This window comes from Raoultella sp., from assembly GCF_039594335.1.
Classification (GTDB): Bacteria; Pseudomonadota; Gammaproteobacteria; order Enterobacterales; family Enterobacteriaceae; genus Klebsiella.
On record NZ_JBCNNS010000039.1, the window covers coordinates 1 to 20,782 of the forward strand.

The following is a 20,782-nucleotide window of genomic DNA, read 5'->3' on the forward strand; positions in this document are numbered from 1 at the left end:
AGTTATAACAATGCATTTATTATAAAAAATGCAGATCATTAACCTAAAAAAAACAAAATAAACAACTCATCTCCCTGTCAACTATTAATAGTAGTAGAGATCATTAACCTAAAAAACAAAATAAACGATCCACCCTCCCGTCAACTATTAATAGTAGTAGAATTGGGATTTTTTAGTTTATTAACCGTTAAGACTACATGCCTATTTCTATATTTTTGTGAAGTTAGTATCGAAATACGGAAATGCATCCAATTAGTAGAATATGTATTTCCCATTGAACACCCCGATGACTTTTTCATGCAGATCAACAGAGCGTGAGACGCAAATTGTTTTTCGCGCCAGACGTTTAATGCATCTCCTCAGTGTCAGATTGTTACGTTCAATACGCTGAGTGAATATTTTTCCAGTCAGATGCTTCTCATTCGGCACTTCTCTGGCATAATTTCCCCAATCATCGCTGGTTATTATGCATATAGTAAACGGCATCAGCAGAGCCAGCAGTTCACGATAGGTTTCATCAGTACAAGGTCCGAACGTATAAGCCAGAATACCGCCTGTTTTGGGATTGTATGTGTACCAGAACCAGTGCTGTCGGGCTTTGCTGCCGACAGAGCTCCATTGCTCATCAGGTTCGCAGATAAGCGCCACATCAGCATGGGCGACCGGAGGGGAGGTTATTTTTCAGCGCCAATGTATACCATTTGGATTGTCCGCTCCCCTGACCCTGAATATGCTCAAGTCATAATCAGGAATAACCGGCTTCAGGGCAAAGACAATCAGCTCTTCGGTGAATCGTGACTATTTCATCGGCATCACCTCCGTTCAGGGGAGGGTTTATCATGCCGGCATTCTGTTTCTGAATGGCGCAGGATTTCGGGTCAGGGTCACCAGATGAAAAAGGTGATTACTGAACAGCCTTTTGAAAAAAGGCTTCAAGCTCTGAAAAACTGATGGCATGTTGTGAATATGAAAAGGTGCCGTCACAACTGACCTCACGAGCTGCCTGAATAAACGCACCATAGGCAAACCGGGCCATTGATGCTCCCACACTTATACGACGGACCCCTGCCTGTGAAAGTTCCTCCACACTGTAAACATTTCCGGGCAACCCCATGACCACATTGACCGGTTTTTTTACGGACCTGCAGACAATATTAATCATTGAAAGGTCGTTAATTCCAGGTGCATAGAGAACATCGGCCCCTGCTTTTTCGAAAGCCTGAAGTCTCAGGATCGTGTCATCCAGATCCTGATTGCCCCACATGAAATTTTCAGCGCGTGCAGTAATCACAAAATCAGGATCACATGCATCACGCGATTCAGCTGCCGCTGAAATTCTCTCGACCGCAAGGCTCAAATCAAAGATGGGGTTTTCTGGCCGGCCGGTATGATCCTCAAGGGAACAGCCCGCAAGTCCGGTATCAACTGCAATTTTAATGGTTTCAGCCGCACTCTCCGGACTGTCACCTGTCCCTTTTTCCAGATCAGCGGATACGGGCAGAGTGGTCGCTTCTGCGATGCTCCGGCAATGATGAAGTATCTGCTGCCAGGGGACCTGACCTTCAGCCATCCCCAGAGAAAATGCGAGACCCGCACTGGTGGTGGCGAGAGACATGAAGCCCATTTTTTCGAGTATCCTGGCCGTACCAGTGTCCCAGGGATTAGGAATGACAAAGGTCTTCTGTGAATCATGGAGAAGACGAAAGGCCCTGCTTTTATCGCTCATAAAGGTTTCCTGAGAAGGCTGGATATATTCATCAATACCGGTCAATCATACTTCATATGATTATTCTGGCTGACTTCTGCGTTGATTCATGCACTCAGAACCTCTGTTGTGCCAGAAATCTGACCACGCCCTGGAGAAAGCGTTTTCTGCCGGCGTTTTGCCGGTCATCCGCCCGGGTTTTCGGGAACGGCATCATCTTCTTCAGTTTCGGGAACAGCACACTGAGGCTGGTGCGCACTTCCGCATCGTTGGTCAGATAAACATAGCCCGCACGCCAGTCACGCAGCTCAGTTTTATACTGCTTTACCCAGCGGCTGGACAGTGTCTCATCTTCGTGGGGCTCGTGCCCGTGCCGCGCGGGTACCTGAATGCGCTGGCTGAGTGAGTCAACGGGATCCTGAAAAAGGCGTTTTTACTCTCGCGACCGGTCGACCTTGCACAGGCCAGAACGATGGTAAAAGAATCCGGGGTAATTTATAACCATGAGCGACCCCATCGGGTCCTGAAATACAAAACGCCCGATGATGTTCATCAGGCGTTTTACAGACCAAAAACTGTCAACCTATAGCAGGACTAGCCACTCCGTTTATCTCATCAAGCCTGAGCTTCTCGGTTAAGCCCTACCCCACCATCAGCCTGGACGCGGGCACGATGGAGCCGTTCCCATGCTGCGGCGCCAGACACCCGGCGCCTGACCATACTGGCGCTTGAAGCTGCGATTGAAGGACTGCTGGGAGTCGAAACCCAGCGCGATGGCCACATTGAGGATCGGCTCATCGCTGAGAGTTAAGCGCTCAAGCGATTTTTGCAGCTTCCGGGCGCGGATGTATTCGCCAATCGGATGGCCGGTATGTTCTTTGAATATGCGCTGAAGATGCCATTTTGAATAACCTGCCCGCCTGGAGACCGTGTCAATATCGAGGCGGCTTTCAATGTTATTATCAATCCAGTCAAGTAAATCGTGTATAAAAGCGCCAGTGTTCATCGCGGGTTCCCCTGGGCTGTTAATAAAAGTATCTTTATCTATTGCATTTAAAGGTGACCTGCTTTTACATAAATTGCAAGTTTTATTGTTACATTAAATCCCCTGCCTGAAAGGTGCCTTTTTCGCGCAACGGAAACAGCACATAAAGTGCAACAATTATTCTTGCACTTAATTAAGCGCCTTCCTACAATCGCCGCGATAGTGTATTCGCAACTGTTACAGTTTTGTGGCGATGAACGACACAAATGGCCTTAAGCCAGCCCGGACATAGGAAGTCGCGCAGCGTCCTTCGCTGCGTCTTGCCCGGCGGCAACAATTACCGGAATAAAAATAATGAGCCTGCAAAAAACCTGGGTTAACTTTTATCTGCGCGTACTGGGGAGCGCAGTCATCGCCACGCTGCTTGCCAGCTGCGATAACAGCGCCGCGCAAAACGCCGCACCACAAGCCCCTGCCGTCAGCGTCGCTGACGTAGTGGTGAAATCCATTAGCCAGTGGGACAGCTTTAACGGTCGCATTGAAGCGGTCGAAAGCGTTCAGCTCCGTCCACGTGTCTCCGGCTACATTGAAAAAGTGAACTACACCGACGGCCAGGAAGTGAAAAAGGGCGAGGTGCTATTCACTATCGATGACAGAACCTATCGCGCCGCCCTGGAGCAGGCGCAGGCAACGCTGGCAAGAGCCAAAACCCAGGCCAGCCTGGCGCGCAGCGAGGCCAGTCGTACCGACAAATTAATCAACACCAACTTAGTCTCCCGTGAAGAGTGGGAGCAGCGCCGTTCGGCCGCTACCCAGGCGCAGGCCGACATCCAGGCCGCGCAGGCAGCCGTTGATGCCGCTCAGCTTAACCTTGATTTCACCAAAGTGACCGCCCCTATCGATGGTCGCGCCAGCCGCGCACTGATCACCCGCGGTAACCTCGTGACCGCGGGTGACAGCGCCAGCGTGCTGACAACGGTGGTCTCACAGAAGACGGTCTACGTCTATTTTGATGTCGATGAGTCAACCTATCTTCACTATCAAAACCTCGCCCGCAGTGGCCAGGGGGCTGCCAGCAATCACCTTGCGCTCCCGGTGGAGATTGGTCTTGTCGGTGAGGACGGCTACCCCCATCAGGGGAAAGTGGATTTCCTCGATAATCAATTAACACCAAGTACCGGCACTATCCGTATGCGCGCACTGCTGGATAACACCCAGCGCCAGTTCATACCGGGCTTATTTGCCCGCGTGCGCCTGCCGGGCAGCGCCGAATTCCAGGCCACGCTGATTGACGATAAAGCTGTACTGACCGATCAGGACCGGAAATACGTCTATATCGTTGATAAAGATGGTAAAGCTCAGCGCCGCGATATCAAGCCGGGTCGCCTGGCCGCCGGTTTACGCATCGTCCAGCAGGGGCTCAATCCTGGCGATAAAGTCATCGTCGAGGGTTTACAAAAAGTGTTTATGCCCGGGATGCCGGTTAACGCGAAAACCGTGGCGATGACCGCCAGCACTGCCCTCAACTGATCCCTAACCAGAGAATCCGACGCATGGACTTTTCCCGCTTTTTTATCGACAGGCCGATTTTCGCCGCAGTGCTGTCGATTTTGATTTTTATTACCGGGCTCATCGCCATTCCGCTGCTGCCAGTCAGCGAATACCCTGACGTCGTGCCGCCGAGTGTCCAGGTACGCGCGGAATATCCTGGTGCCAACCCGAAAGTGATCGCCGAGACCGTGGCAACGCCGCTGGAAGAAGCGATCAACGGTGTCGAGAACATGATGTACATGAAATCCGTCGCCGGTTCTGACGGCGTCCTGGTCACCACCGTCACTTTCCGCCCGGGTACCGACCCCGATCAGGCACAGGTTCAGGTACAAAACCGGGTATCGCAGGCCGAAGCGCGTCTGCCGGAAGACGTACGCCGCCTGGGGATTACCACTCAGAAACAGTCGCCGACACTCACCCTGGTGGTACATCTGTTTTCGCCCAACGGTAAATACGATTCGCTATATATGCGCAACTACGCCACCTTAAAAGTGAAGGACGAGCTGGCGCGCCTGCCCGGCGTCGGCCAAATCCAGATTTTTGGTGCTGGCGAATACGCCATGCGAATCTGGCTGGACCCGAATAAGGTAGCCGCACGCGGCTTGACCGCCTCCGATGTCGTGACGGCAATGCAGGAGCAAAACGTGCAGGTGTCCGCCGGGCAACTTGGCGCCGAGCCACTGCCGAAAGAGAGCGACTTCCTGATTTCCATTAACGCCCAGGGCCGCCTGCACACGGAAGAGGAATTCGGCAATATCATTCTCAAAACGGCCCAGGATGGTTCGCTGGTACGCCTGCACGATGTTGCGCGCATCGAAATGGGGTCAGGCAGCTACGCGCTGCGTTCCCAGCTTAACAATAAAGATGCGGTCGGGATCGGTATCTTCCAGTCGCCGGGAGCCAACGCCATTGATTTGTCGAATGCGGTACGCGCCAAAATGGACGAACTGTCCACGCGTTTCCCGGAAGATATGAAGTGGGCCTCCCCTTACGACCCCACCGTTTTTGTACGCGACTCTATCCGCGCGGTGGTGCAAACCCTGCTCGAAGCGGTAGTGCTGGTGGTACTGGTGGTAATCCTGTTCCTGCAAACCTGGCGGGCATCGATTATTCCGCTGATTGCCGTACCTGTGTCGGTGGTAGGGACGTTCGGTATTCTCTATCTGCTTGGCTTCTCGCTGAATACCCTGAGCCTGTTCGGTCTGGTCCTCGCCATAGGGATCGTGGTGGACGACGCGATTGTGGTGGTGGAAAACGTCGAGCGTAATATTGAGGAGGGTCTCGCCCCTCTGCAGGCGGCGCACCAGGCGATGCGGGAAGTTTCCGGGCCGATTATCGCCATCGCCCTGGTACTGTGCGCGGTGTTCGTGCCGATGGCTTTCCTCTCCGGCGTAACCGGGCAATTCTATAAACAGTTTGCGGTGACGATCGCGATTTCGACGGTGATCTCGGCCATCAACTCGCTGACCCTCTCCCCGGCGCTGGCTGCCCTGCTGCTGAAGCCGCACGGTGCGCCGAGAGACCTCCCGACCCGGCTTATCGATCGCCTGTTTGGCTGGCTGTTCCGCCCGTTCAACCGCTTCTTCCATCGCAGCTCACACGGTTATCAGGGGCTGGTTGGCAAAACGCTCGGACGACGCGGCGCCGTGTTTATCGTTTACCTGCTGCTGCTTGGCGCTGCCGGCGTGATGTTTAAAGCCGTGCCGGGCGGATTTATTCCCACTCAGGATAAACTCTACCTGATCGGCGGCGTGAAAATGCCGGAAGGATCTTCGCTGGCCCGCACCGACGCGGTCATCCGTAAAATGAGCGAAATCGGGATGAACACGGAAGGCGTGGATTATGCGGTGGCGTTTCCGGGGCTTAACGCGCTGCAATTCACCAATACGCCTAACACCGGCACGGTATTTTTTGGTCTGAAGCCATTCGATCAGCGCAAACATTCCGCGGCGGAAATTAACGCCGAGATCAATGCCAAAATCGCGCAAATTCAGGAAGGCTTTGGCTTCTCAATCCTGCCGCCGCCGATTCTCGGTCTTGGCCAGGGTTCCGGTTACTCGCTGTATATTCAGGATCGTGGAGGCTTAGGCTACGGTGCGCTACAAACGGCGGTGAACACCCTGTCCGGGGCGATCATGCAGACGCCGGGAATGCATTTCCCTATTTCCACCTATCAGGCAAACGTCCCGCAGCTGGATGTGCAGGTCGATCGCGACAAGGCGAAAGCGCAGGGGGTATCGCTGACCGATCTGTTCGGTACGCTGCAAACCTACCTGGGATCATCTTATGTAAACGACTTTAACCAGTTCGGGCGAACCTGGCGCGTCATGGCGCAGGCCGATGGGCCGTTCCGCGAAAGCGTGGAGGATATTGCTAATCTGCGTACCCGGAATCACCAGGGGGAAATGGTGCCGATCGGCAGTATGGTCAATATCAGCACGACCTACGGGCCGGATCCGGTGATCCGCTACAACGGCTATCCGGCGGCGGATCTGATCGGCGACGCCGATCCTCGGGTACTCTCTTCCGCTCAGGCAATGAGCAAACTGGCCGCCATGTCCGGCCAACTGCTGCCAAACGGCATGAACATCGAATGGACGGATTTGAGCTTCCAGCAGGCCACCCAGGGCAACACGGCGTTGATTGTCTTCCCGGTGGCGGTGCTTCTGGCGTTCCTGGTGCTGGCAGCGCTATATGAAAGCTGGACGCTACCGCTGGCGGTGATCCTCATTGTTCCGATGACTCTGCTCTCCGCTCTGTTCGGCGTCTGGCTCACCGGCGGCGACAACAACGTCTTCGTGCAGGTAGGGCTGGTGGTATTGATGGGGCTGGCTTGTAAAAACGCTATCCTGATCGTCGAGTTTGCTCGCGAGCTGGAACTGCAGGGGAAAGGGATCATGGAGGCGGCGCTGGAAGCCTGCCGCCTGCGTCTGCGTCCGATCGTAATGACCTCCATCGCCTTTATTGCCGGGACAATTCCGTTGATCCTCGGCCACGGTGCGGGCGCGGAAGTGCGCGGCGTTACCGGGATTACGGTGTTCTCCGGGATGCTCGGCGTGACGCTGTTTGGTCTGTTCCTGACACCGGTGTTTTACGTTACGCTGCGTAAGCTGGTCACGCGCGGTAAACCGGCACCAGAAGCACTGTCTGAATAGGCTGCTGCCGACAACAAAAAACCGCCTTCTGTATGAAGTCGGTTTTTTTTCGCTAATGGCAGGATTAAGGCGTTTTTTTATACTGGGCAATAAGTTCAGGCACCGGATCACACCCACTGGTACCGCCTTTTTTGACCTTTTCCAGCGCGCTTGCCACGGTATGGCGGGCTAACACATCCAGCGAGGCCTGCTCTGCTTCGTCGGCGATAGACTTGAAGTACCAGCAGGCGTTGGCGCTGACCACACAGCGGGCCGGCACATCGGGCCGCGACGCCCACAGCTTTTTATCTTCAATCACGGAGACGTAGATATCGCGCAGGGTGATGCTCTCCGCCGGACGACCAAGATGGATGGAACCATTGCGTCCCAGCGTGGAGACAATAATACCGTCACGGGTGAGCGGCACCATTAATTTGCGGATAAAGCTCGGGTTAGCTTCCAGGCCGTAGGCCAGAATTGCACTCGTCGAACGTTGCCCCAACTGCTCCGCCATCGCTACGCTAAGAACCATCTGCAAAGCTGTCGGGAAGCGATAATCTAACATTTTGTCTTCCTGGGTTACGGTGAATCTTGTTCTTTTTGGCACCGCAGAGGTGAATAAGCAATGAGCAACAATATAACAAATACGGTCATTTTTTTGAAGCAATCTACGCGAGACTCGTGACCTAAAAGACACTTTCCGCACCACACATATCACCATCCAGGGTATTTAACCGCCCACCTGTCTCGCTAAAGACGATCCCAGTCCGGCAGCTTGTTGGCACGCTTACGCCAGGCATGAAATAGCGCCATAAAAGCGCCATAAAAAAGCCCGGCGGTCACGCTGGCGAACAGCGCGTCAGAGGCGCTATAGCCTTCACTTTGCCAGGTACTGAACCACATAAAAACTCCCCATAAAGGGCCAAACCAGGCGGCGAAGAACAGCATATTGCGCCAGAACGGAGCAAACGGCGGCGGCGGCATTTTTCCTCCGGCTTTCCAGAAAAGACGCAGCAGCGGAGGCGCATAGTTGCTCTGCCACATCTTTTTCTCTTCCATCAATGCAAGCGCTTTTTTCTTCTTCTCTTCAAATGTCATCGTTCCGTGCCTTCCTGTGGAGCTAAATAAAGCCCGTTAAAGGTGCTTAATATTCAGCCATAACCCCGGAAAAACGGCAATACTCCACATTTGCCTCACAGCGATCCGGGTGCGCCAGACTAACCCTCCCTCAATAGTTCCACTTCGGCCTGGCCACCGTATTCTTCTTCAGCAAATTGCGAAACTCTTTCAGATACGGCTCGTTGCTGCGCCCACGTTTGCAGATCGCCGAAAACGGCGACTGAAAACCAAATTCATTAGGCAGCAGCACTCTCAGCCGGTTCTCCTTGATCCACGGCCAGGCGTAATGCTCAGGGAGATAGCCGATATATTTCCCTGAGAGAATCAACAGCAACTGCGCATCGACGGTTTCCACGGTGGCGCTGCCTTTATTGAAACCGCGCCGACGCAGGTCACTGGTATTCCAGTAGCTGCGGGTCACCAGCGGACACTGGCTGATGTGGTCTTTATCGAGCTGGCGGCTGAAGAACATCGGATGAAGGTCGCTGCAGTAGAGCCAGTGCTGCTCGCGGTAGAGCGGCTCGCTGATGATGTTATGCACCTGGGAGTTGTAGCTGCCGATCGCCAAATCGATATGGTTGTTCAGCACGCCGTTAAGCTGCTCCGCCGGGGTGCGGATAATCAGCTTAATATGCACATGGGGGAATTTATCGCTGAAACTACGCAGGACCACCGGCAGAGACAGCGCGGTTTCGGTTTCAATTGAGTCCAGGGTCGAGATGCAAATCGTCCCACTGTGCTCGCCTTTCAACAGCGCCGACTGGCGCTCCAGCTCGTTCAGCTCGCTCAGCACCCGAATCGCCTGCTGTAAAAACTGCTGCCCTTTCTCGGTCAGGGCGAAGCCGCCGCGCCCGCGCTGGCACAGGCTGAACCCCAGTTGCCCTTCCAACTGAGACATTACGTTGCTGATCGCTGATACCGAAATGCCCAGCTCTTGCTGGGCTCGGTTATAGCTTTCCAGGCGCGCAACCGCCTCAAAAACCTGCAACTGTCGAATGTTGAGACTGGCATCGTTAAGCATGATTAGTTCACCAATAAATGAACTAAGTATTTACGGCAGACGATGTAAAGTCCAGCTCATCTTTCGCACTATCTTCCTGTCGAGTATTTGTGTGTCAGATTCAGGAGCTGAAATGGATAACGTCTTTCATCAACCGCAGGGTGGCAACGAGATGCCACGTTTTGGCGGCCGCGCAACGATGATGCGCCTACCTTTTATTGAAGATTTACAGGGACTTGATGCAGCATTCGTCGGCATCCCGTTAGACATCGGTACTTCTCAACGTTCCGGCACCCGCTACGGACCGCGCTATATTCGCGCCGAATCGGTAATGATTCGCCCCTATAACATGGCAACCGGCGCGGCGCCTTTCGAATCGCTATCGGTGGCCGACATTGGCGACGTAGCGATAAATACCTACAGCCTGCTCAAATCGGTGCAAATTATCGAGGATTACTACACGGGTTTGAATAGTTTCCCGCTAATCCCGCTGACTCTTGGGGGAGATCACACCATCACCCTGCCGATCCTGCGCGCCCTGACTAAAAAACATGGCCCGGTTGGCCTGATTCATGTCGATGCGCATACCGATACCAATGATGAAATGTTTGGGGAAAAAATCGCCCACGGCACCACCTTCCGCCGCGCCGTTGAAGAGGGTCTGCTGGACCTCAAACGGGTGGTGCAGATTGGTCAGCGTGCCCAGGGCTACGCCGCCGGCGACTTCCAGTGGGGCGTCGACCAGGGTTTTCGTCTGGTACAGGCAGAGCAGTGCTGGCACAAATCTCTCGCCCCGCTGATGGCCGAAGTCCGCCAGCAGATGGGCGACGGTCCGGTCTACCTCAGCTTCGATATTGACAGCCTCGATCCCATCTGGGCACCCGGTACCGGCACGCCGGAAGTGGGTGGCCTGACATCCATTCAGGCGCTGGAAATCGTGCGCGGCTGCCGCGGCCTGAACCTGATTGGCTGCGATCTGGTCGAGGTCTCGCCGCCCTACGACATCAGTGGCAACACCTCCCAGTTGGCGGCAAACCTGCTGTACGAAATGCTTTGCGTCCTGCCCGGTGTGAAATACCCATAGAGGATTCGGCTCATGCAACTCACGGTTTTTCGTACGCTTTGGGGCGTCACCACCCCCTGGCAGCAAACGGTCAGCGAGCTGAAAAGCGTCGGCTGCGGCGGCATCGAAGCACGCGTACCGCTGACCCCGGAAGAGCAGCAGACGTTGGCTCAACGCCTGCAGGAATCGGCGCTGGAGTATATCGCTATCGTGTTCAGCGGCGGCAGCGTGATCCCCGCTCAGGCCGACACGCCACAGCAGCATCTTGAACGCCTGAAAGGTCGTTTTGATGACGCCAAAGCGCTGAACCCACGCTTCGTCAATCTACTGGCCGGCAACGACCGCTGGCCGCTGGCGCAACAGGTGGATTTTCTCGGCAAGGCCCACGAACTGGCGGCAACGTATGAGCTGACCTGCAGCTTTGAAACCCATCGCGCCACCTCGCTGTATAGCCCGTGGCTGACTCTCGAGATTATCCAGCAGTTGCCGCAGCTGCGGTTTACCGCCGACATCAGCCACTGGATTGTGGTGAGTGAACGTCTGCTGGATGATCCCTGCGATGATTTCAGCGCGTTTATCGACCGTGTGCACCATATTCAGGCCCGCGCCGGTTACGACCAGGGGCCGCAAGTGCCCCATCCGGCAGCGCCGGAATATCAGGCCGCGCTGCAGTTCCAGCAGCGCTTCTGGCAGCAAATCTGGCATTCACAGCGCCAACGTGGGTATCAACGCACGACGCTGACGCCGGAGTTCGGCCCCGACGGCTATCTGCACCATCTGCCGTTTACCAACGTCCCGGTGGCAGACCTGTGGTCGCTGAATGCGTGGATGGCCACGCATGAACAACAGCATTTTGCCGAGTTTTTATCGCTAACCGAAAAGGAACCGCAGAAATGAGCGTTGCGAAAAGTTCTTTCACTGAATTACCGGCCATCGACATTGGTGACCTGACCAGCACCAGTCTTGCAAAACGTCAGGCCGTCGCCGATGCGATTGGCAAAGCGGCACGTGACGTCGGCTTTTTCTACATCACCGGTCACGGTATTGCCCCTGAACTGATCGCCGGCATCCGCGCGGCGGCCAAAGCGCTTTTCGCCCTGCCGATGGAGCAAAAAATGCAGTACTACATCGGCCATTCCCGCAGCCATAAAGGCTATGTCCCTGAAGGCGAAGAGATATATGGCTCCGGTAAACCGGATCATAAAGAGGCGTTCGATATTGGCTTCCAGGCGGCAGACGACCATCCGTTCGTGCTGGCCGGCACACCGCTGATTGGCGCCAACGAGTGGCCGGAACTCGCGGAATTTCAATCCCGGGTACTGGCCTACTATGACGCGGTTTTCGCCCTTGGCCATCGCCTGTTTGACGCCTTCGCCCTCGCCCTTGGCCTGCCGGAAGGATATTTCAAGGCGATGGTGACCTGCCCGCCGTCCAAGCTGCGCCTGATTCACTACCCCTTTGATGCCAGCGCCGAAGATGTTCCCGGTATTGGTGCGCACACCGATTACGAGTGCTTCACCCTGCTGCTCGCCGACCAACCGGGCCTGGAAGTGCTGAACGAAGAAAGCGTCTGGATCGATGCGCCGCCGATGAAGAACGCCGCCGGAGAAGAGGCTTTCGTGATCAATATCGGCGACATGCTGGAGGTATTAAGTGCTGGCACATTTGTTGCTACAGCCCACCGTGTTCGCAAGGTGCCGCAGGAACGCTACTCCTTCCCGCTGTTTTTCGCCTGCGATTACCACACGCTGATCCGGCCATTGCCCCATTTTTTAGCCGCCGGGGAAGCCAGCGATTACCAGGAATTAAGCATTGGCGAGCATATGTGGAGCCAGGCGCTGCAAACGTATCGCTATCTGCGTGAGAAAGTCACCCTCGGCGAGCTGCAGCTTCCGGAGCGCGCCCGCGGCACCAACACCTTTGGTCACCTGAAAAAACAAGCACAGCAAAAAACCGTTAACAACCCGTGAGGATACATGATGAAAAAAAACCTTAAGACGCTCTCGCGCCGTGTGGCTTTGGGCATCGCCGTCGCCGCTTGCTTTTCTCCGCTGACCCAGGCAGCAGAACTGCTGACCGATGGCGTCTTCAAAGTCGGCATGGAGGTCACCTATCCGCCGTTTGAATCCTATGACAGTCACAACAACATCGTTGGCCTCGATCCGGAGTTTGCCGCGCTGATTGCCGAACAGCTGAAAGCGAAGCCGCAGCTGATCGACACCAAATTCACCAGTCTGATTTTAGGCATCGGCAAGAAATATGACGCGGTGATATCCGGTATGTACGTCACGCCGGAGCGCCTGAAACAGGCCGATGCGATCCCTTACGCCCTGTCCGGCGCATCGATCATTGCCCTGAAGAGCAGCACGATTCACCCCAAAACGGAAGACGATCTCTGCGGTGTCAAGGTGGGACTGCAACAGGGCACCGCCTGGGTCGCCAGCCTGAAAAATCACTCCGATGAGTATTGCCTGAAGAACGGCAAGCCGGCGATCGCCATTCAGGAGTTCCCGACGGCGCCGGAAGCCTCGCAGGCCCTGTTGTCGAAAAACATTAACGCGCAGTTAGAAATCGCCCCGGCGGCGCAAATCATTGTCGATAAAAGCCGTGGGCGCCTGACTATCAGCTCCACGCGTCTGGTCTACCCGTTGCCGCTGGGTATTTACGTTGCGAAGGGAAATAGCGAACTGGTGGCCGCCATTAAATCAACATTAGCTACCTTAAAAGCCAACGGGAAATATGACGCCATTATCAAGAAATACAATTTAGAGCGCATCGATTAAATACAATAAAGCACACGAGCAACAGGAGTCGGTATGGAGTTCGATTGGGGATACTTTTTCTCATTATTTAGCGTTGGGGCATTCTGGCAGGCGTGTGTCACCGTCATCGTCGTCAGCTCATTGTCCTGGTTTATTGGCCTGGTATTAGGATTTTTATTAGCCTGTGCGAAGCTCTCCGGCCCGCGTTGGCTAAAGGTTCCCGTCGAACTCTATATTTGGTTTTTTCGCAGTGTGCCGTTAATGGTGCTGCTGGTCTTTGTCTATAACCTGCCGCAGCTGTTCCCGGTCACACAGCCGCTGCTCGGTATTCCGTTTATTGCCGGATTAGTGTCGATGACCGTTACCGAAGCAGCCTATATGGCGGAAATTCATCGCGGCGGATTAATGTCAGTGGCGAAAGGACAAAGCGAAGCCGGTCACGCATTAAGTTTTAGCTTTGTTGGCATTCAGCGCTTAATTATTATCCCGCAAGCGTTTCGTATTTCGTTACCTACGCTGATTAATGAATACATCACGATTATTAAGCTCAGCTCAATATTATCGGTTATTTCACTTCCGGAACTGCTGCTCACCGGCCAGCGTCTATACGCGCAAAACTTCCTCGTCATGGAGACGCTGCTGGCGGTTGCGGTCTACTACGTCATGGTGGTGACGGTCTTCACCTGGCTGTTCCGGGCACTGGAAAATATGCTGGATATTCAGCAAAAGCGCCCACAGACCTTCAATGACGCCGAGTGCGAAGCCCTGCGTCAGTCACTGAAGGCGCCGCAGCACGCGGCGAAAGCAGGCCCCGCCAACGGCAACCCGCCGGCGCTCGATCTGCGCGCAATCGAGAAATCCTGGGGTCAGCACCAGGTCCTGAAAGGTATCGACCTGAAAGTTGAAAACGGTCAGGTCATCAGCATTATCGGGCCATCGGGGTCCGGTAAAACCACCCTTATCCGCACCATTAACGCGCTGGAAAGTATCGATGCCGGGGAAATTGTGCTCTATGGCGAAGATTACCTTAAGGGCGCAGCGATCGTGGATAAGCCGCAGATGCGCGCCGGCGTGCGCCGTATCGGCATGGTTTTCCAGAGTTTCAACCTGTTTCCTCACCGCACGGTGCTCGATAACGTCATGCTCGCCCCGCTGTATCACAAGCTGGTTGAGCACAGCGTGGCCAGAGAGCAGGCCCTCTATTTGCTGGATCGCGTCGGCCTGCTGGCCCATGCCGAAAAATATCCCTGGCAGCTCTCTGGCGGCCAGCAGCAGCGCGTCGCTATCGCCAGGGCGCTGGCTTTAAAGCCGGACATTATGTTGTTTGACGAACCCACCTCGGCGCTGGATCCCGAGCTGGTGGGGGAAGTGCTGAAAGTGATTCAGTCTCTTGCCCGCGAAGGGATGACGATGCTGATCGTCACCCATGAGATGGACTTCGCTTTATCCATCTCTGACCGGGTGGTGATGATGGAAAACGGCGTCGTGGCGAGCGATGTACATCCACAGCGCATCCGCAACGGCGCGGAAGACCCGACGCTGAGCCGCATACGTGAATTTATGGGAGTGCAATAAATGACGACAGAACGTGAACTACGCCAGGATCTGGCTGCCGCCTACCGGCTTGCGGCGCTGTTTGGCTGGGAAGATACGCTGTATACCCACTTTTCCGTCCGCCTGCCGGGCGACGGCGAACCGCGCTTTCTGATTAACCCGTTCGGCATGATGTTCGATGAGGTGACGGCCAGTAACCTCATCGTCGTCGATATGCAGGGAAAAGTCGTGGAGGGCAACGCGCCGGCCAACTCGGCGGGCTTTACTATCCACAGCGCGGTGCATATGGCGCGGGAAGATGCGCATTGCGTCATCCATACCCATACCCTGCCGGGCATGGCGGTCGCCGCCTGCCAGCAGGGATTGTTACAGCTTAACCAGATCAGCACCGAGTTTTATCAGCGCGTTGGCTACCACCCGTATGAAGGCGTCGCCTTTGACCTCGACGAGCGCGAGCGAATCCAGCGTTCGCTCGGGAATAATATCGCCATGATTTTGCAAAGCCACGGGCTGCTGTCGGTGGGGCGCACCGTCGCCGATGCGTTTTACATCATGTACTACCTCAACCGCGCCTGCGAAATTCAAATGGCCAGCGCACAGCTCGCACCGCTCAGCGCTATCCACACCATTCCTGCGCATTTGAGCCAGCACGCCTGCGAACAGCTGATGGGCGTGGAACATGAACGCCAGTGGGTCTGGCAGGCGTGGCTGCGCCGCCTGAACCGTCTCGACACTTCTTACAAAGACTAATGCCTATGCCAAACCTGACTATCGTTGTCGATTGCAATGACCAGAACTATGCCCGCGAGATTTGCGAGGCGCTGCAGTTGTTCCCGGACGTGACCGCAGTCCTGCCCGATGATCCGGCGGCACGCACGGCAGAATATGCCAGTTGCTGGTTTCCCGATGCCAACCTCCTGACGCGTTCGCCAGCATTAAAATTAATCCAGGCCGCGTCGGCCGGGGTAGACCATCTCCCCGATAACCTGTTCGCCAGTTCTGTTCCGCTCTGCCGGGTAGTGGATGAGGATTTCCGTCACGGGATGTTCGAGTACGCGTTATGGGGCGTGCTGTGGTTCCAGCGCAATTTCGATCGCGCGCTGGCGCACCAGCGTCAGCGCGTGTGGAAGATTTACCCGCAGCGGGCCGCCGCCGACTTTCGTATTGGCGTCATGGGGCTTGGCGAAATCGGCGGCTACATCGCCACCCGCCTCGCCGGACTGGGGTACCATGTTTCCGGCTGGGCGCGCAGTGAGAAACAGCTCCCCGGCGTCCGGTGTTATCACGGCGATGCGCAGTCCGGTGAATTCTTTGCTGAGCTGGATGCGCTGATCAACGTTCTGCCGCTCACCGAAGAGACCCGCGGTATTCTCGCGCAGCCGCTGCTCGACCAGCTTCCCGCAGGCGTAGTGCTAATCAACTGCGGACGCGGCGAACATATGGTGAATCACGATATTCTGCAGGCGCTGGATAGCGGCCGGCTGGCGGGCGCGGTACTGGATGTCTTCCCCGTCGAACCCCTGCCGCAGGATGACCCGCTCTGGCAGCATCCGCAGGTGGTGATCACACCACATATGGCCTCGATCGCACCGGCGGAGGTGATTGCCCGCCAGTTGCTGGAAAACATTCACCGCCAGCAACGCGCGCTGCCGCTGAACAATCTGGTGGATAAACAGCGGGGTTATTGACCCCCTTTGCGCAGGCGGATTCCCCCCTGCGCCCCCGGTCATCTGCTACGCTTAATGGTCTGTCTGACAACACACAAGGCCAGAGTTATGAAGATTGATCTTTCGGGGAAAGTTGCGCTGGTGACCGCATCCACGGCCGGTATTGGTTTTGCTATCGCCAAAGGGCTGGCGGCCAGCGGCGCGGAGGTGGTGGTGAACGGGCGCAGCGAGCGTAGCGTCAATGAGGCCATCGCCCGGCTGCAAAATGAGGTCCCCGGCGCCAGGTCGCGCGCCGCCGTTGCCGACCTCAGCGGCGCTGAAGGGGTCGCGCAACTCCAGCAGGCGGTAACCGGTGTCGATATCCTGGTCAATAACGCCGGAATTTATGGCCCGCTGGATTTTTACGCAACCGATGATGCCACCTGGGAACGTTACTGGCAGACCAACGTCATGTCCGGCGTACGGCTGTCGCGTGCGCTGCTGCCAGCCATGGTGCAAAAAGGCTGGGGCCGGGTGGTGTTTATCTCTTCGGAGTCGGCGCGCAACATTCCGGCGGACATGATCCACTACGGCGTGACCAAAACCGCCCAACTGTCGCTGGCGCGCGGGCTGGCGAAATTCGTGGCGGGGAGCGGCGTCACGGTGAACAGCGTGCTGCCGGGCCCGACGATTTCCGATGGTTTTGCCGAAATGATGAAAGACGAGGTGGCGAAAACCGGTAAATCGCTGGACCAGCTCGCCAAAGAGTTTGTGCTGGCCCATCGCCCCAGCTCGGTTATCCAGCGGGCGGCATCGGTTGATGAAGTGGCCAATATGGTGGTGTACGTCTGCTCAACTCAGGCCTCAGCCACCTCCGGCGCCGCGCTGCGCGTCGACGGCGGCGTGGTGGATGATATTGTCTGATGGCTTAGCGCCCGCCCGCTGACTCGCGGCCGGGCTTTTTGGCGGCGTCGTTCAGCGAGGCTATTCACACCAATGGCTCGCGGTCGGGCAATCCGCTGAATACATTCACCTGCCGGATAGCCTCCTCCATCAGCATTGTCACCATCCACCGAATAATGGTCATCACCGCCGCCATGCTCACCGCAGTTTGCAAGATGGCCTGCACTTTAACTCCGGCAATAATCCCCGGCAGACCGCCGATAATCGTGTCTGGAGCAGCCGTAACGCCACGCTACCCTTTCGCACCCGCGGCCAGAATATAGCGCTGCGGCGACACGCCAAGTTTTTTACGGAACATCGCGATAAACGCGCTGGCGCTGGCGTACCCCAGTTCATGAGCCAGTTTGCTCACCGTCACGCCGCGCGCGAGATTGCATACCGCCTCCAGCAGGCGAATCTGCTGACGCCACTCGGAGAAGCTGAGATGGGTCTCTTCACGAAACAATCGCGCCAGCGTGCGTTCGCTGGCCCCCACTTTTTGCCCCCACCACGCCAGTGTAGCCGCGTGGTCCAGCTCGCGGCAGAGCGTATCACACACCTGGCGTACACGCCGGTCGCTGGGGAGAATCACATGACACAGCATGCTGGCAGGTAAACGCGCCAGCTCGTCACTCAACAATGCCAGAATCAGCGTCTGACGTTCCGTCGACACAGTCTCTTCCAGACCGGCGGCAATCAGGGTATGCAGCAACGGCGTAGCGGCCAGACCGCGACACTGGAGGCCAAACTGACGCGAGGCCTGAGGGGTTAAATAGAGATTTTGCGTCACGACGTGATCAATCGCCTGCAGACCGTGCGACAAACCGCCGGGCAGCCAGATGGCGCGACCGGGCGACAGCAGCCAGATATGCTGCGGAGTGACAATTTTCGCCACGCCGCGCAGCGGGTAGATCAGTTGCCCTTGTTCATGCTGATGAACCGGCTCTTCGCTGCCGGGGGTATATTTCAGCTGGCGTAGCCCTTCAATAGCGTGCGGGATTGTCATCTTCACCTGCCCCATGTCCGATTCTCACCATTTATCCGTCCCGCTGCGTTTAGAGACAACTTTTGTCCGAATGGCGACATCCCGGTGGCCCGTCGCGCCATTCTGCCATGAACGGACTTCTTTTTTGAAATTGAATAATTATCATTTCTATCCAGTTCTAATAACAGTCGGAAATGCTATGAGACAGATTGGTCAGTTTCTCAGGGATAAGCCGTTGAAAGTATTGGCATGTACAATCATCGCAGGCTACAGCGGGCAAGCGTTTACTGCGGATAACGGGCAGGATAGCACAAAAGAACAGACGATGGTGGTCACCTCCAACAGCGGCTCACAGGACCAGGATGATGAGAATAACATCGTTGCGCACAGCGCGACGGCGGGCAGCAAATCCAGCCAGTTGATTAGCCGGACATCGCAAAGCATTGCTGTCGTCACCCAGGCGCAGATTGAAGCGCAGGCGGCGAAGACGATTCCTGAGGCGCTGCGCTATGTCTCTGGCGTCGCTTCGGAAAACGCCGGTCCGGACACCCGTTTCGACACCATTATCGTGCGCGGATTCGAAGCCGATGAGTATCTCGACGGCCTGCGCCTGCCGCGTGAAGCCTGGTGGAGCCGCCCGGCGTGGGATCCGTTCCTGCTCTCGCGAATTGAAGTGGTCAAGGGCCCGGCATCGGTGCTCTACGGCCAGGCTAATCCGGGTGGAATCGTCAATATGGTGAGCAAAACCCCGCAGGCCGAGACTGGCGGCCAGGCGTATGTCACCACCGGCAATCACAACCAGTTTGGTACCGGCATTGATGTTACCGGGCCACTGAACGTGGACAAAACGCTGCTGGGCCGCGTCGCAGGGACCTTTTTCGACACGCAAACCCAGGTCGACCACACCCGCTACCAGCACTATGCGGTTGCCCCTTCGCTGACCTGGCAGCCGAGCGACCGAACCAGCCTGACCCTCCTGGCGCAGCTGCGCAAAGACCCGGACAGCGGCTTCTACAACCAGATGCCGGTCTCGGGCACACTGACCCATAACCCTAACGGGCAGATCTCCACCAGCTTCTATGGCGGACAGCCTGGTTTTGATAAATACGAACGAAAACAGGGTAGCATCGGCTATCAGTTTCGCCATGAGATTAACGACAGCGTGACCCTGCGCCAGAACCTGCGCTATATCAGTAGCACCGGTAGCTATCTGATGGTTTATCCGTGGGGCGTACACGCCGACGCGCCGTTGATTGATCGCTATTCAATGAACCTGAAAGAAACCATGTCCAACTTCGCAGTGGACAACCAGGCGGAGTTTCACCTGCAAAGCGGCCCGCTCGCCCATACGCTGCTGGCGGGAATCGACCGGATGCACACCTCGGTGCGGAGCCAGGCTGGCTATGGTGATGCCAGCACGATCAACTATCGCGATCCGGACTACGGCACCCCGGTTGAAAAACCGGCCTTTACCAGCAATACCCACTCGACCCTCGATCAAACCGGCGTCTATTTACAAGATCAGTTGGAGTGGAATAAATGGATAATGAACCTCGCCGGGCGGTACGATGCGGCGAAAACCAAAACCACCGATCTGCTTACCGATAGCCGCAGCGAACGTAACGACTACGCCACCACCGGTCGCGCCGGGCTGCTCTACCACTTCGACAACGGACTGGCGCCATACATCAGCTATTCGACGTCGTTCGTGCCCAGCAGCAGCACCGATTTCTACGGCCACGCCTTTAAGCCCACCGAAGGTAAGCAGTCGGAGATCGGTCTGAAGTACGATCCGGTTGGCCTCGATGCGCTGTTTACCCTTGCACTGTTTAACCTGCGTGAAACCCACGTCGCCACTCCGGACCCGGATCATGCCAACTTCAGTGTGCAAACCGGTGAGGTTCGTTCTCGCGGCGTCGAACTGGATGGCAAAATCAACCTCACCCCGGCCTGGTCGGTACTGGCGTCCTATGCCTTCACCGACCCGAAAGTCACCAGCGCTAACGACGGCACGGCCGGTAAACATCCGGTGGGGATTTCCCGTCACAGCGCCAAACTGTGGACCCAGTATGCGCTGAGCGGCCCGCTCGATGGTTTCTCGCTGGGTGGTGGCGTGCGCTATATCGGCAGCAGTTACGCGACTACCGATAACAGCCTGAAAGTCCCCGCCGCGACGGTATACGATGCGCGGATTGGCTACCAGTGGCACGAATGGGGCATAGCACTTAACGCCGCCAACCTGACCGATAAAACCTATCTCGCCTCGTGCCAGAATAACGGCTGCGAATATGCGCTGAAAAGACAGTTGGTCGCCACCGTGAACTACAAGTGGTAAC

At 56.1% G+C, this 20,782-nt stretch carries 18 protein-coding genes and 2 pseudogenes; 12 read left to right on the forward strand and 8 right to left on the reverse strand.

Features of this window, described 5'->3' with window-relative positions; translation table 11 throughout:
- Positions 1-252: 252 nt before the first annotated feature.
- Positions 253-681, reverse strand: a pseudogene (locus ACZAHD_RS09225) (IS1 family transposase); the annotation flags it as partial.
- Between the two features lie 223 nt (positions 682-904).
- Positions 905-1,771, reverse strand: coding sequence for an isocitrate lyase/PEP mutase family protein (locus tag ACZAHD_RS09230; RefSeq protein ID WP_462456490.1), 867 nt, complete (start codon positions 1,769-1,771; stop codon positions 905-907).
- Between the two features lie 316 nt (positions 1,772-2,087).
- Here ACZAHD_RS09230 and ACZAHD_RS09235 point away from each other — a divergent pair.
- Positions 2,088-2,294, forward strand: a pseudogene (locus ACZAHD_RS09235) (integrase core domain-containing protein); the annotation flags it as partial.
- A gap of 63 nt (positions 2,295-2,357) precedes the next feature.
- On the opposite strand, the gene ACZAHD_RS09240 reads toward ACZAHD_RS09235, so the two are convergent.
- Complete coding sequence (locus ACZAHD_RS09240; RefSeq protein WP_462456491.1) at positions 2,358-2,711, reverse strand: helix-turn-helix domain-containing protein; 354 nt, start codon at positions 2,709-2,711, stop codon at positions 2,358-2,360.
- A gap of 333 nt (positions 2,712-3,044) precedes the next feature.
- On the opposite strand from ACZAHD_RS09240, the gene ACZAHD_RS09245 reads away from it, so the two are divergent.
- Positions 3,045-4,220, forward strand: coding sequence for an efflux RND transporter periplasmic adaptor subunit (locus ACZAHD_RS09245; RefSeq protein WP_462456492.1), 1,176 nt, complete (start codon positions 3,045-3,047; stop codon positions 4,218-4,220).
- A gap of 23 nt (positions 4,221-4,243) precedes the next feature.
- Positions 4,244-7,396: a multidrug efflux RND transporter permease subunit OqxB gene (oqxB, locus tag ACZAHD_RS09250; protein WP_462456493.1), complete on the forward strand. Its 3,153-nt coding sequence runs from the start codon at positions 4,244-4,246 to the stop codon at positions 7,394-7,396.
- A gap of 64 nt (positions 7,397-7,460) precedes the next feature.
- On the opposite strand, the gene ACZAHD_RS09255 is transcribed toward oqxB, so the two are convergent.
- The 3 genes from ACZAHD_RS09255 to ACZAHD_RS09265 all read right to left on the reverse strand — a co-directional run bounded on the left by ACZAHD_RS09255 (position 7,461) and on the right by ACZAHD_RS09265 (position 9,515).
- Positions 7,461-7,940: an RrF2 family transcriptional regulator gene (locus tag ACZAHD_RS09255; protein ID WP_462456494.1), complete on the reverse strand. Its 480-nt coding sequence runs from the start codon at positions 7,938-7,940 to the stop codon at positions 7,461-7,463.
- 185 nt (positions 7,941-8,125) lie between these two features.
- Positions 8,126-8,473 (reverse strand): DUF6404 family protein, encoded by a 348-nt coding sequence (locus ACZAHD_RS09260; RefSeq protein WP_462456495.1) that lies wholly within the window; start codon positions 8,471-8,473, stop codon positions 8,126-8,128.
- Between the two features lie 130 nt (positions 8,474-8,603).
- Positions 8,604-9,515 carry a LysR family transcriptional regulator gene (locus tag ACZAHD_RS09265; protein WP_462456496.1) on the reverse strand — a complete coding sequence of 304 codons (912 nt, stop codon included), beginning with the start codon at positions 9,513-9,515 and terminating at the stop codon, positions 8,604-8,606.
- 112 nt (positions 9,516-9,627) lie between these two features.
- Between ACZAHD_RS09265 and speB the strand changes: the two genes are divergently transcribed.
- The 8 genes from speB to ACZAHD_RS09305 all read left to right on the forward strand — a co-directional run bounded on the left by speB (position 9,628) and on the right by ACZAHD_RS09305 (position 17,443).
- A complete protein-coding gene (speB, locus tag ACZAHD_RS09270) occupies positions 9,628-10,578 on the forward strand; it encodes an agmatinase (RefSeq protein WP_462456497.1) in 951 nt (316 codons plus the stop codon).
- A gap of 12 nt (positions 10,579-10,590) precedes the next feature.
- Positions 10,591-11,454, forward strand: a complete 864-nt coding sequence (locus ACZAHD_RS09275) for a sugar phosphate isomerase/epimerase family protein (RefSeq protein WP_462456498.1) — start codon at positions 10,591-10,593, stop codon at positions 11,452-11,454.
- On the forward strand, positions 11,451-12,527 hold the full coding sequence (locus ACZAHD_RS09280; RefSeq protein ID WP_462456499.1) for an isopenicillin N synthase family dioxygenase: 1,077 nt from the start codon (positions 11,451-11,453) through the stop codon (positions 12,525-12,527). Before ACZAHD_RS09275 ends, ACZAHD_RS09280 begins: the two co-directional genes overlap by 4 nt.
- 9 nt (positions 12,528-12,536) lie before the next feature.
- Positions 12,537-13,340, forward strand: coding sequence for an ABC transporter substrate-binding protein (locus tag ACZAHD_RS09285; RefSeq protein WP_462456519.1), 804 nt, complete (start codon positions 12,537-12,539; stop codon positions 13,338-13,340).
- Positions 13,341-13,373: 33 nt separating this feature from the next.
- On the forward strand, positions 13,374-14,894 hold the full coding sequence (locus tag ACZAHD_RS09290; RefSeq protein WP_462456500.1) for an amino acid ABC transporter permease/ATP-binding protein: 1,521 nt from the start codon (positions 13,374-13,376) through the stop codon (positions 14,892-14,894).
- Positions 14,895-15,623 (forward strand): class II aldolase/adducin family protein, encoded by a 729-nt coding sequence (locus ACZAHD_RS09295; protein WP_462456501.1) that lies wholly within the window; start codon positions 14,895-14,897, stop codon positions 15,621-15,623. It begins immediately after the preceding gene.
- 5 nt (positions 15,624-15,628) lie between these two features.
- Complete coding sequence (locus tag ACZAHD_RS09300) at positions 15,629-16,561, forward strand: 2-hydroxyacid dehydrogenase (RefSeq protein ID WP_462456502.1); 933 nt, start codon at positions 15,629-15,631, stop codon at positions 16,559-16,561.
- An 87-nt stretch (positions 16,562-16,648) separates the two neighbouring features.
- Entirely contained in the window at positions 16,649-17,443 is a 795-nt protein-coding gene (locus ACZAHD_RS09305) for an SDR family NAD(P)-dependent oxidoreductase (RefSeq protein ID WP_462456503.1), read from the forward strand.
- Positions 17,444-17,507: 64 nt separating this feature from the next.
- Here the strand turns inward: ACZAHD_RS09305 and ACZAHD_RS09310 are convergent, their stop codons facing one another.
- Both ACZAHD_RS09310 and ACZAHD_RS09315 read right to left on the reverse strand, forming a co-directional pair.
- Positions 17,508-17,648, reverse strand: a complete 141-nt coding sequence (locus ACZAHD_RS09310; RefSeq protein ID WP_462456504.1) for a hypothetical protein — start codon at positions 17,646-17,648, stop codon at positions 17,508-17,510.
- Positions 17,649-17,714: 66 nt separating this feature from the next.
- The gene (locus ACZAHD_RS09315; RefSeq protein ID WP_462456505.1) at positions 17,715-18,467 is read right to left on the reverse strand and encodes an AraC family transcriptional regulator; all 753 of its coding nucleotides are present in this window, start codon (positions 18,465-18,467) and stop codon (positions 17,715-17,717) included.
- 214 nt (positions 18,468-18,681) lie between these two features.
- Between ACZAHD_RS09315 and ACZAHD_RS09320 the strand changes: the two genes are divergently transcribed.
- On the forward strand, positions 18,682-20,781 hold the full coding sequence (locus tag ACZAHD_RS09320) for a TonB-dependent siderophore receptor (RefSeq protein ID WP_462456506.1): 2,100 nt from the start codon (positions 18,682-18,684) through the stop codon (positions 20,779-20,781).
- The last annotated feature ends 1 nt before the right edge of the window (position 20,782 follow it).